This is a genomic window from Streptomyces sp. NPDC093094 (assembly GCF_044754345.1).
Classification (GTDB): Bacteria; Actinomycetota; Actinomycetes; order Streptomycetales; family Streptomycetaceae; genus Streptomyces.
Genome location: NZ_JBIVOX010000034.1, coordinates 1 through 11,775 on the forward strand (window position 1 = coordinate 1; position 11,775 = coordinate 11,775).

The following is an 11,775-nucleotide window of genomic DNA, read 5'->3' on the forward strand; positions in this document are numbered from 1 at the left end:
GGCAACGCAATGTTCACGATCGTCGCATCCAGCACGACCATCAACTGCGCCAACGCGATGAACACAAGAGCCTTCCACCGACCCGGATCAGGGACACCGGTGGCTGTGACGGTTGGCTGAGACATGAGATACCCACTTCGAGACGTCGGGAATGCGTGCAGCGTCGGCGGGGGACGGAAAGTCCTTGCCGGGCCCGGCGGCGGCAGTGCGTGCGTCGGCCGCCGGGCCGGCAGGCCGCGCCGACCCCGTCCCCACGGGTGCGGCGCGCGACGGGAACACCCCCGCTCAGAGGCGTCCCGGTCTGGGATGAGCTCGGTCCGAGGAGTAACATGAACCTCGGTTCAAGAAACATCATGAACCACGGTTCATGTTGTTGCAAGTCCATTTCGCACCGAGGAGTGCCCATGACTCGGACGCAGTCCCCGCGCGCCGACGCCGTCCGCAACCGCAAGAAGATCCTCGACGCCGCGCGCGAGCAGATCACCCGTCATGGATCCGACGTCGGGATGGACGAGATCGCCGCCACGGCCGGCGTGGCCGTGGGGACGCTGTACCGGCACTTCCCCACCAAGAAGGACCTGGTCACCGCGGTCGTGAACGAGCACATCGCGCAGCTCACCGAGGCCGCCGAGTCGGCTCAGGCACGCCAGACGGCCGGATCGCGCGCGCTGGAGGAGATCACCGACCTGCTGACGCGGCTCATCGAGGCGACAGCCACCAACCACGCCGTGAAGGCCGCCGCCCACTCCCTCGGGGCCGACCTGGTCGACAAGGACGCCAAGGCGCGGGGCGCCGCCGCCATCGCCGCCCTGATCGCGGCAGGCCAGTCCGACGGGGACATCCACCAGGACGTCACCGTCGACGACATCTTCCTGCTCTTCTCCACGGCCCCCGCCGACCAGTCCCCCGCCGAGCGCGCCCGCTGGCTCACGCTGATCCTCACCGGCCTGACCACGCACAGCCGCGTCACGGACGGCACCGCGAACCCCTGCCGGTAAGAAGGCGTCGACCGCCCCGGACCACCCTCGTCCGCGGCTCGGGCCCCACGCTCGCACCGGGCGGCCGCGCCCCCGGTGCGCTCTGCGGGGCGCGGACCCGGCAGGCGGGGGACGACGTCGCAGTCGGGCGAGCTGTGCGAGAACGCGTGCGGGGCGTTCGAGCCGGTCGGCTGATGCCCGGTGTGAGCCGGCCCCGCCACCCGGGGGGACGGGGTGGCGGGGCCGTCGGCTGCCCGGGCGCCTCGGGGGGACGGGCGGCCGGGCATGGTGTTCCGGTGCCCTGGATCGCGGGGCGTATGCACGGCCGGACGGCCCGGAGCCTCACAGGCGGCCCCGCCGCCGGGAGGCCGGCCGGAGCATCCGCATGAAGGCCGCCGGCACCGGCGACCTCACCGGCTCCGGCGACGTGGCCCGCGCCGGCCTCGGCCGTGTGCCCGGCTCCGCACCGTTCCTCCCGGCCGGCGTCGGAAGGGAGCGCGTACCGGGACGTACGCCGGGACGTCCCTGGGACGCCGAGGGACGGACCGGGCGCGCGGCGGCCCGCGGAACGGGCGAGGCCCTGCGGACCGGCGCACGGCCTTCCGCAGTGGTCCTCCCAGCGGTCCTTCCCGGGACGTCGGCAGTGCCCGGGACGCCCTGCGGAAGGCGGAACCCGAGGGGCCGGAGCGCTTAGGTTTCTCGGCGTCGTACGGCAACACGCCGGCCGCTCACATCCGTTCGCTTCCGATCGCCACCGCCCGCATCGGACCACACCTCGGGGGACGACCACACCATGAAGCTCAAGCGCACACTCGCCACCCTCGGCGCCGCCGCCGCGATCACCGCCGGCATGTTCACCGTCAGCCCGGCCGCGCAGGCCGCGATCCCCGGCTGCACGGCCTACACGACGTACTTCAGCGGCGACTTCTACACGAAGATCCCCACGATCGGCACCAACGGCACCCCCTACTGCACCCTGCGCTCCGGCGCCAGCGGCATGCAGGTCTACTACCTCCAGGAGACCCTGAACCACTGCTACCGCCAGGATCTCGGAACCCTCGACGGCAAGTTCGGCCCGAGGACGGCGGCCGCCCTCGCCCGTGTCCAGGCGAGCCTCGGCCTGACCGCCGACGGCATCTACGGCCCGCAGACCGGCGACAAGCTGAAGTGGCACTGGCTGACCCTGAGCGGCACCAGCCACTGCACGACCCTGCCCGAGGCCCGCCCGCACACCTGATCCGCCCCACGGGGAACAGGCCCTCCCGGACGGGGGTCGGGAGGGCGGTCACGGGAGCCGGACGTGCTTGACGTCGGCTCCCGTTCCCCGTTCCCGTTCCCCGTTCTCGGAGCCGTCCGTCCTCCACCGGCGTGAGCGGGTCCGGTGTCCGCCCTGTGTGCGCACTGTGCCAGGGGCGACGCGCCCTCTTGTCCGCGGTGGGTGGGGAGAGGTCCGCCGTCGGCCGGTCGCCGATGCGCCGCCAGGGCTTTCGGGGTCAGATCTCGTCGATCTCCCAGGCGACCATGCCGGTGGCTCCCGCACGGCCGTCGACGTCGATCCGCAGAGGCCCGTCAGCCGTGATGCGCTGCTGGACGACGGAACCGTCGCACGGCACGGCGGTCTTGTCGCCCGCCCCCTCCGGGGTGAACAGCGCCTGTGCGCTGCCCTTGCCGACGCACACCAGGTTGAGGCGGTACACCGCCCCCTCGGTCAGGAGGGGTTCGGTGTGGATCCCCTCCTGGATGCGTTCCGCGCCGGATTCGATCACCGTCCCGGTGCGGAACCCGTCGAGAGCGGCCCCGAGCTGCTGTGTGAGCTTCTCCTCCGACGCGCCGGACGCGGTGAAGGCCGCCGACGCGCTCGGAGCGGGCGAAGGCGCAGTGCCTGCGGTGTCCTTGCCGCCCGAGGTGCAGGAGGCGAGCAGGAGTGCCGACGCCGTGACGGCGCAGGCGGTGAGGCAGGTCCTGGAGGTGAGGGAGGTCATGGGGCAGTGTCCCAGCAGCCGGCCCCGACAAAGCCTCCGGGCGTGCCGGTGGGCGATCGGGCGGACAGCGGCCCGAGGAAGGCCCTGTGGGCGTTGTCGCGTCGGCGTGTGTCCCGGGCCGAACGGCCTGCCCGGCGGCCCACCGCTCCTGCCCGGCGTTCCTGCGGCTGCCGATCGGTTCCTTCTTCCTTCTTCCTTCCTTCTCGATGTCCGCGCCCTTCTCGATGTCCGCGCCGATCAGCGCGCCCCCGGTGTCCTGTCGGTCCCGGAGCCGGAAACCGCGGCGTGTTTCCCGGCAGGCCCTCGACGGGCCGCGGTACGGCTCCTCGGCCGCGCGCCGTATCTCGGTCGCCGCGGCGGGGCCGGGCCTGGCAGGGTGTCCGTCATGAGCTCCGAGCCCGCGCGCCCCGATCCGGTCCGCCACCGCGACCACGGCACGTGGCTCGTCCAGTTCACCGGCCGGGTTCTCGTGGTCTGCCCGAGGTGCGGTGGCCGCGCGCTCGTCGTGCCTCTGCCCGGCACCGCGGCGCCGAAGTACTTCAGCGAGCTGCTCTTCCAGCCCCGCCGCCTCGCCTGCGCCGGCTGCGGCGCGGTCGCCGACCGGACGGCCCAGGAGCGGGGCGCCGGCCTGGTCGGCGCGGTGCCCGGTGGCACCGAGGATCCGTTCTTCCGGCGGCCGCTGTGGCTCCAGACCCGCTGTGCGGGACGGATTCTGTGGGCCTACGACGAGGAGCACGTCGACGCCCTCGCCGCCTACGTGGGCGCCCGGCTGCGCGAGCGTCGCGCCTCCCCGACGATGGCGATGTTCGCCCGGCTGCCGGCCTGGATGAAGTCCGCCGAGCGGCGTGACGAGGTGCTGGCCGGCCTGGCAGACCTCCGGACCCTGGCGGGGCTCTCGGCTCCCGCCGACCGTTCCGACGCGGCCCACGAACGTGGCGACCGCCCGCGCCATCACGGCAGCGTGCTCTTCCGCGGCGGCCCGTTCTAGGCGACTGCGTCGGCCGGCGAAGGCATCCGGCATCCGGCAGCCGCCGGCCTCGGTCGTCGGTCACTGGTCACTGGTCATCGGTCGCCGGTCATCGGTCGCCGACCGCCGGTCGCCGGTCGCCGGTCGCCGGTCGCCGGTCGTCGGTCGTCCACTGTCGTCCGGTCTGTCACCCCTGCCGGTGGACCGGCCGCGTGGCGCCCGCGGTCCCCGTCCCGGGTGGAGCACAGTGAGGCGTGTGTCCTCCCGACTCGTGTCCTTGCTGATCCTGCTGGCCCTGGGTGCCGCAGGCTGCACCACCGTGGCTCCCGCTCCCCCGGTCGCCGACGGCCGTCACCGGCCGGTCCCGGTCGCTCCGGCCGGTGTCTCCTCGCCGTCCCCGGTACGGACGCCGGTACGCCGGCCCGTCGGGCACACGGCGCTCGTCCGGACCGGCCGCGAGCGGCCCGAGCCGCGCCGCCAGGCACAGCGGAAGCTCCCGAAGACCCCTCCACGGGCCACGGTGCCCCGGCCCGTGGAGGCAGCCCCGCACCGCGTCGTACCCGCTGTGCCTCCGCGGGCCGATCGCCCCCGACCCCGGGCTCAGCCGCAGCGCGCGCTGCCCGAACGCCGGCCGGCACCCCGGCCGCGGCCCGCACGTCCGGGTCCTGTCCGGCCGCGGCCCGCGCCGGACCAGATGCGGCAGCTGTGCCGCCAGGCCCACGGCATCGCCGGGCCCGGCATCGTCGGCCTCTGCCACCGGCACTTCGGCTAGGAGTTGTCGTCAAAGTGTCAGGCCCACATCAGGATCGAGGCGAGGGTGACGGCTGCCTTGTAGGACTGGGCGGTCTTGTCGTAGCGGGTGGCGATGCCTCGCCATTGCTTGAGGCGGTTGAAGCACCGTTCCACGACGTTGCGGTGCTTGTAGGCCTCCTTGTCGAAGGCCGGAGGGCGGCCGCCGAGGCGGCCGCGCCGTGCCCGGTTGCGGATCTGGTCGGCCCGCTCGGGGATGGTGTGCCCGATGCCCCGGCGCCGCAGCCAGGTGCGGATCGCCTTCGAGCTGTAGCCCTTGTCTCCGATGACGTGATCGGGCCTGGTCCGGGGCCGGCCCGGTCCGATCCGGGGCACCCGGATGGCGTCCATCACCGTGGTGAACTGGGTGCAGTCGTTGGTGTTCCCGCCGGTCAGGACGAACGCCAGCGGGCGGCCGGCCGCGTCGCAAGCGAGGTGGACCTTGCTGGTCAGGCCGCCCCGGGACCGGCCGAGGGCCGGGCTTTGGTGCCCCCTTTTCGGGCCCCGGCGGCGTGCTGGTGGGCGCGGACGATGGTGGAGTCGACCGACACCAGCCAGTCGATGTCGCCCGCGGCGTCCGCCTTCGCCTGGGCGGCCCGCAGCATCCGGTCGAACGTTCCGTCCGCCGCCCAGCGGCGGAAGCGGGTGTGGAGGCTGGTCCACGGGCCGTACCGCTCGGGCACGTCCCGCCAGGCGACACCGGTGCGGAACTTCCACACGATCCCGTTGAGGACCGTCCGGTCGTCCAGCCGCGGCCGCCCCAGCGCGGGCCTCGGCAGCAACGGGCGTATGAGGTCCCACTCGGCATCGGACAGTTCATGGCGACGTATCACCACTCCATGATCCACAATCCAAGATCACTTTGACGACAGGCTCTAGGGCCCTTCTGATGGATCTCTGCAGGAGTGGGAGCGGCGTACGGTGCGGAGGGTCGTGCGGCGGAGTCACCCGGCCCTTCGCGCCGTGCGGCTGGGGGCACCTCCCACGCACTTGAGGCAGTGGGGGAATGCGTACCGGACGCCGCGACGCCGCGGAGATCCACCAGAAGGGCCCTGGGGCGGGGGCGTGCACGCCCCGCTGCTGCGCAGCTCGGTCTCCGGCAGCCGGTCGTCCGCCCGGCGGTCGGGCCGGCCGCCTCTCGGGCCGTGTCAGTGGGAAGCGGCAGACTGCGCGCATGGATGTTTCTCACGGCTCCGGTCGATGTGACCGTGCCGAGCCGGTCTGGGTCCGGTCGGCGGGCGGCCCGCTGATCGTCGTTGCGGAGTCGTCCGTGCACGCCTGGAGCGGGTGCACGGAGGACGGGTCCGTCGTCGGCGATGCCGGCGGCCGGGACGACTACGACCGCGCCTGCGAGGTGGAGGACCTGGCCGGGGTGATCGGCGTGGGCGCAGGATCAGCCACTGCGCTTGTCCTGGCCGACGAACCGGCAACGACATGCTTCCTGCCGGAGAGGCTGCTGTTCGTGCGGTGGCTGGCTGCGGACTCGGAGGACGAGCTGTTCGCGGCAGCCGAGGCTCTCCTGGCCGATCCGGACACCGTGTGGGAGGACGGCGGGCTGTGGGTCACCGACGGTCCGGCGGTCTTGATGGACGCGGCCGATGCGGGCGCCGACCTGGGCGTGGAGCATCCCGGCGGGAGCCGGCCCGACCAGGCGCCGGTGCGGCTCCCGGCAGGCCGGTGGAGCGTGCGTGCGGCCCACCGGACAGGCGAGTTCCCGTGGGTGGGCTGCGTGCGGCTTGTCGCCGAGGACGGGCCGGCCACCGGCTGAGGCGCGGGGGCGCGAATGGTCCTTGCACCCCCGGCATCGTCACCCGTCAGGACGGTGACGTGAATCCTGGCCATGTCTTCGTGTGCGGCCGTCCGGCGCCGGACCTCACGGCCAGGCTGCGGGCCCGGCGTACGAACCGGTTCGAGATGTCCGTGACGCCGGACCGGCTCGACGCCCGGTGTCCGGAGTCCGGGCTCGTCGGCACGGTCACGCCCGGCACGGAGAACGACGTGCGGGAGGCGGTCTCGGTGCGCGAGGCCGTCCACCGGCCCGTCACCGGCCGCCGTCCGGGCGAGGGCCTCGACCGGGAGGCCCTCGCGGTGCTCGACGCCGCCGCGCGGCGGACCCCGGCGACACCACAGCTCACCCGGACCGGCCGGTCCGGCGCCTTCCGGGGCCGTCGTCGCCTCGGCCTGCGCGGGCGCCACGACGGCAGCCCCGCGCGCTGAGCAGCTCGCCCGGACAGGCCGTGTCCTCGCCCTGCGGACGACGTGCTGACGCGAAGATCCTCACCGGTCCGCCGCCGCCCGCCCCGTCGGCGGCCTGCCGGACCGGTCGGCCAGGATCATCGCCACGTCGTCCGCCAGGTCACCGCCGGTGTGGCGGATCAGCGCCTGATGGATCTGTTCCAGGAATTCCTGCGGGGCGGGGCCGGCGCCGATCTCCCCGGCGGCTTCCGCCAGAGCGAAGAATTCGCTCTGGCGGTTGCGGGCCTCGATCACGCCGTCGGTGTACAGCAGCAGACGGTCACCGGGTTCGAACGCATGGCTCTCAGGCTTCTCCGGCAGGTCGGTGACGAGGTCCTCGAGGCCCAGAGGCGGCGACGGCACGCCCGGTACCAGCAGTGAGGCGCTGCCCCGGTGCAGCAGCAGCGGCGGCGGATGTCCGCGGTTGACCAGCTGCACCACGGGTTCGTCCGGCACCTGCGCGACGAGCGCCGTGACGAACCCTTCCAGCAGAATCTCCTGACCGTACGCACCCGGCACCGCGATCTCCCGGCGCAGCGCGGCCGCGCAGCGGTTCATGACCTCCACCAGGTCCTGCTCGTAGTGCACGGCCTCCCGGAACGCCCCCAGCGCCACCGCGACGGCCCGCACCGCGGACAGTCCCTTGCCCCGGACGTCCCCGACGATCATCCGGACGCCGTACCGCGTCTGCACGGCCTCGTACAGGTCACCTCCCACCTGTGCCCCGGTCCCGGCCGCGAGGGACAGGCTGCCGACCCGGAGCGGGCCCAGGCGCGCGGGCACGGGCCGCAGGACGACCTCCTGGGCCGCCACGGCGATACGGCGGACCTGGTCGAGCTCTCTCTGTCTGCGCTCCTGCATGGCACGGCTGGTGATGACCCCGGCCACGGTGACCAGGATCAGGGCCAGGAAGTTGCTGTAGACCTGCAGAGTGCCCCACGCCCCGTTGTAGGTCGCGGTGATCGCGCTGATCAGCAGTGCCAGGGCCGCCGCCGCGGTGGTGCCCCTGGGCCCCAGGGTCACCGCCGCCAGTGCCGGGACGGCGGTGAGGAAGGGGCCGGTGTAGATGAAGTGCGCAGGCGTGAGTTCGATGACCAGCACGGCCAGCGCGATCAGAAAGGGCACACACTGCATCAGCACCAGCAGGACCCGGTCACGGCCGTCCGCTCCTGGTACCGGGGGTGAGCGCAGGGGCGACCTCATGCACCAAGCCTGCCTTGCCGGAACCCATGGCTCCACCCGGTCCGCCGTCCGGACGGCGCGGAGACCGGCCCGCTCGACCCCGCTGCCCGGGCCGAGCCGCCTTCCCGCTCGGCGGCGGCGCGGCCGCTCCTGCACGCGCTTCAGAGGGAAAACGGGGCGAGTTCACCCGCCATCGGGCTGTCTGCCGCGTACGGTGGGCCCGCTGCCGCTCCCGTCCGTCACGGTGGGAACCGGCAGCGGGGACACGGCAGAGGAGAAAGAAGCGGCATGACGGAGGCCACGGCCGGTGAGCCGGACCAGCGGATCCTGGGGCGCAGGTGGACGGTGCGTCTGGACGCCGCCAAGCGGGGCAGCACGGCCGTACGTGTCTCGTGCAGCCGCCCTTCCTGCGCCGAGCAGCATCTGCCGTCCGCGGCCGCCGGCCGTACGGCCGCGGTGGCCCACCTCGGGGCCCATCTGAGGGCGGCCGCCGGCCCCCGGGCCGACGCGTACTGCGCGTGCCGGGCCGACGGCTGCCACGCCCACATCCGTTCCGACGACCGGCCGACACGTGTCCAGCCCTGGCGGTGCGGCGGCGCGGTCGTCCTGGCCGTCGTCACCGACCGGGAAGGCCGCTGGTGGCAGGCCCTGGAGTGCTGTTCACGCTGCGCGGCCGCCACGCCCGGCGCGAAGGTCGTCCCCACCGCCCGGCCCGCCTGCGGTCCGGCGGCCGGCGCCGCATCCGCATCCGCATCCGCATCCGCGGCCGCGGCCGCTCCCGGGAAGCGGTCGGCCGCCCCTGTCGGCACACCGCAGTTCTCCGACCGTCCTCCCGCGCACCCGGCCGGCCCGCAGGAGGTGCCGGCACCCCGCTCCGCTCCGGTACGGCGCCATTCCCCGCAGAAGAAGATCGCGCAGCGGACCATCCCTCGCGACCTGCGGCCTGTCGCCCTGCGGGACGAACTCGTCGAACTCGGTGACCTCTTCCGCGCCTACCAGAAGCGGACCGAACCCGACCTGGCGCTGCTCGCCGACCTCCAGGAACGCAAAGCCCGCGCCTTCACCGCCTGGGCCGACGTCGCCTGCGAAGGAGCCCTGCGGTGGGAGGCCCGGCGTGCCGAGCAGGCCGCTGCCACCGCCCGCCTCCAGCACCAGCAGCGCACCGGCGGCATCGCGGGCGGCGACGGACCGGCGGTGGCCCGGCTGCTGACCGTCCCGGCGCAGTGGGAGCACGCGCGCTCCGTCCTCACGCACGTGGCCGACCACGCCCCGCTGCCCGGACCGGAGGCACGGCTGCTGGTGTCGATGCTGACCCTGCGCACCGCGCACACCGGCACCGGCAACCTCGTCGGCCAGGACATCACCGCGCTGGGCCTGACCGATCCGCAGGGGCTGGTCGACGAACTGACCGGCTGCGGCTGGCTGTCCTTCCCCGGCACCACCGCCGACCTGCTCGCCTCCCGGCCGGAGAGCCCCACCCCGGTCAGCGTCCCCTCCCTCGTGCCCCGCGAGGACGGGACGGGCCCGTTCACGTTCGGCAAGAAGATGCGTCCCAAGCTCTCCGGGTGGGCGCAGAAGGTCGTCTCGGACAAGAAGCTCCGCAAGGCCAGGGCCACCGCCGGCACCCGGCTGCTCGCCCTGACGCTGGCCGCCCGGACCGACGCCTCGGGGCTCCTCGGTCCCGGCGGCCGGGGCATCGCGTTGAACGCTCTCGCCGCCTGGGTGCCGGTGGATCCCGGCGAGTTGCAGCACCTGGCCGACCGGCTGACCGCGGCGGACTGGCTCACCGACGCCGCCCTCACCGACACCCGGCTCACCGGGCGGCTGACCGAACGCGTGCTCCCGCTCACCTGTCCCCTCCCCATGACGGCCGGCGTCCACGGGCCCTCGTGGAGCGAGGCGGCGGGGCCGGGGGCGACCACGCCGGTCACCGCGCACCGTGAAGTCGAGGGCCCCGTGGGCGGGCAGGGGGTCAGCCGGTCCTGAGGGAATCGGGCACCGGGGGCGGGCTGTCCTGCGGATGGCCGTCGGTGCGGTCGGCGGCGCGGTCGGGCCCGGCCGCCGTGAGGTGTTCGACCAGGACGAACGTCACGCTGATCAGGAGGGACCAGGCGCCGAACTTGGTCAGCGGTACCGGCTGCCAGCCGGCGAGCTGCTGAGGATAGCTCCAGGCTCCGGCGTAGGTGGCGGCGTTCTCGGCGACCCAGAGGAAGAAGCCGATCAGGACGAAGGAGACGGCGAGCGGCATGCGGTAGCGGCGGGCGCCCACCCGGAAGCCGACCCAGGTCCCGGCGGTCGCGGCGATCATCGCCAGCGTGAGCGGCCAGCGCAGGTCGGGCATCCAGTGGTGGGTGAAGAAGTTCAGGTAGACGGCGGCGGCCACCAGCGTCGTGGCGGCGGCGCGGTAGCGCGTGAAACGCAGCAGCATCAGCCGTCGGGCCCGGCACACGTAGCCGGCGACCGCCGCGTACATGAAGCCCCCGTACAGCGGCACCCCGGCGACCTTGGTGAGCGCGTCCTCCGGGTAACTCCACGATCCCATGCGTACCTTGACCAGTTCGAACAGCAGCCCCAGCACATGGCACACGGCGATCACCGCGGTGTCCCGGCCCGTCTCCCAGCCCGCCCTGCGGGCGACGAGGGTGAGCAGCACGCCGTAGAGCAGCACCAGGTCGTAGCGCGCGACCGGCAGCTCGGGCAGGAGCCGGGAGCCGGCCATGCCCGCGAGCAGGAACGCGGCGAAGGAACAGCAGCGTGCCTGGAGCAGTCCGAACCGCACCAGCTGTTCCAGGCCGTGACGGAGCCGTCTCGTCATGCGACGCACGCCCCCTTCTTCGGACGCCGGCGAGGGATCCGATCCTAGAGGGTCATTGAACGTGTTCAAATACCTGGAGCGCCCTGTCGTGCCCTCGGCCGGACGTCACCGGCGCCCACCGCGGTCCGGGCTTCCCCGCCGATGCCGGGCAGTGACACGTACCCGCTCGCCGCCGAGTGGATCTGTGCGGGCCGGGTGCCTGCTCCGGAGCGGCGGGTGCGGGGCGGGGCTCCTGCTCAGTCGGCGGCCGGTCTCCATCGGTCGGCTTCTCGCGCCGCGGCACGCGCGCCGAGGAGTCCGACGGCGAGTGAGACCACGGCGCAGTTCCTCCACCTGCACGCGGTGCGCCGCCGCGGTCTTCGGCTCGCCCGTGCGGGCGCAGGCGACGCGCAGTGTCCGCAGGTCCTGGCAGGAGCCCTCGACCGACACCCACGGCTTCCTGGGCGGTCCTGGATCGTGCAGGGTGCGGGTCAGCAGGATCGACCCGGAGGGGAGGGAGCCGCGGAACCGGTCGGTCTGTGCCGCGGTCATGCTGCCGGTGGTCAGCTCGATCACGGTGTCCTCGGCACGCCGCTGGGTGGCGACGGCGGCCTGGGAGAGGTCTCCGAGGCGGCTGGTCCACACCTGCATCTGCGCGACGATCCCGATGCCGATCACCATGGCCAGTGCGAGGCGCACGACGACACCGGGATGCGCGTGGGTCCGTCGTCCGCCGATCAGGCGGCCCGGGTGGCCGCGGCGTCTGCCGTTCTCGGCGATCCGGGCGCCCAGGCGGCGGGTGGCGGGTGGCGGGTGGCGGGTGGCGAGGGCCACGACGGAGGAGCGGAG

The 11,775-nt window shown here is 73.7% G+C and carries 11 protein-coding genes; 6 read left to right on the forward strand and 5 right to left on the reverse strand.

The window, feature by feature from the left end; all coding sequences use genetic code 11:
• Positions 1-404: 404 nt before the first annotated feature.
• Complete coding sequence (locus ACIQGV_RS38170) at positions 405-998, forward strand: TetR/AcrR family transcriptional regulator (protein WP_402503734.1); 594 nt, start codon at positions 405-407, stop codon at positions 996-998.
• A gap of 772 nt (positions 999-1,770) precedes the next feature.
• On the forward strand, positions 1,771-2,214 hold the full coding sequence (locus ACIQGV_RS38175; protein ID WP_402503736.1) for a peptidoglycan-binding protein: 444 nt from the start codon (positions 1,771-1,773) through the stop codon (positions 2,212-2,214).
• A 256-nt stretch (positions 2,215-2,470) separates the two neighbouring features.
• Here ACIQGV_RS38175 and ACIQGV_RS38180 read toward each other — a convergent pair whose 3' ends face one another.
• A complete protein-coding gene (locus tag ACIQGV_RS38180; RefSeq protein ID WP_402503738.1) occupies positions 2,471-2,959 on the reverse strand; it encodes a hypothetical protein in 489 nt (162 codons plus the stop codon).
• Positions 2,960-3,344: 385 nt separating this feature from the next.
• On the opposite strand from ACIQGV_RS38180, the gene ACIQGV_RS38185 reads away from it, so the two are divergent.
• A complete protein-coding gene (locus tag ACIQGV_RS38185) occupies positions 3,345-3,947 on the forward strand; it encodes a hypothetical protein (RefSeq protein ID WP_402503740.1) in 603 nt (200 codons plus the stop codon).
• Between the two features lie 768 nt (positions 3,948-4,715).
• Here the strand turns inward: ACIQGV_RS38185 and ACIQGV_RS38190 are convergent.
• A protein-coding gene (locus ACIQGV_RS38190; protein WP_402503844.1) for an IS5 family transposase occupies positions 4,716-5,545 on the reverse strand; the annotation gives its coding sequence in 2 pieces (ribosomal slippage) (positions 4,716-5,209 and positions 5,209-5,545; 831 coding nt in all).
• Positions 5,546-5,889: 344 nt separating this feature from the next.
• Here ACIQGV_RS38190 and ACIQGV_RS38195 point away from each other — a divergent pair.
• The gene (locus ACIQGV_RS38195) at positions 5,890-6,483 is read left to right on the forward strand and encodes an Imm21 family immunity protein (RefSeq protein WP_402503742.1); all 594 of its coding nucleotides are present in this window, start codon (positions 5,890-5,892) and stop codon (positions 6,481-6,483) included.
• Positions 6,484-6,542: 59 nt separating this feature from the next.
• Complete coding sequence (locus tag ACIQGV_RS38200; RefSeq protein ID WP_402503745.1) at positions 6,543-6,932, forward strand: ABATE domain-containing protein; 390 nt, start codon at positions 6,543-6,545, stop codon at positions 6,930-6,932.
• A 60-nt stretch (positions 6,933-6,992) separates the two neighbouring features.
• On the opposite strand, the gene ACIQGV_RS38205 is transcribed toward ACIQGV_RS38200, so the two are convergent.
• Complete coding sequence (locus ACIQGV_RS38205; RefSeq protein WP_402503747.1) at positions 6,993-8,153, reverse strand: PP2C family protein-serine/threonine phosphatase; 1,161 nt, start codon at positions 8,151-8,153, stop codon at positions 6,993-6,995.
• Positions 8,154-8,420: 267 nt separating this feature from the next.
• Between ACIQGV_RS38205 and ACIQGV_RS38210 the strand changes: the two genes are divergently transcribed.
• Positions 8,421-10,118, forward strand: a complete 1,698-nt coding sequence (locus tag ACIQGV_RS38210; RefSeq protein WP_402503750.1) for a hypothetical protein — start codon at positions 8,421-8,423, stop codon at positions 10,116-10,118.
• Here the strand turns inward: ACIQGV_RS38210 and ACIQGV_RS38215 are convergent.
• Positions 10,105-10,947 carry a DUF817 domain-containing protein gene (locus ACIQGV_RS38215; protein ID WP_402503751.1) on the reverse strand — a complete coding sequence of 281 codons (843 nt, stop codon included), beginning with the start codon at positions 10,945-10,947 and terminating at the stop codon, positions 10,105-10,107. The two genes, ACIQGV_RS38210 and ACIQGV_RS38215, sit on opposite strands and share 14 nt — an antisense overlap.
• 105 nt (positions 10,948-11,052) lie before the next feature.
• On the reverse strand, positions 11,053-11,760 hold the full coding sequence (locus tag ACIQGV_RS38220) for a hypothetical protein (RefSeq protein WP_402503753.1): 708 nt from the start codon (positions 11,758-11,760) through the stop codon (positions 11,053-11,055).
• Positions 11,761-11,775: the final 15 nt, after the last annotated feature.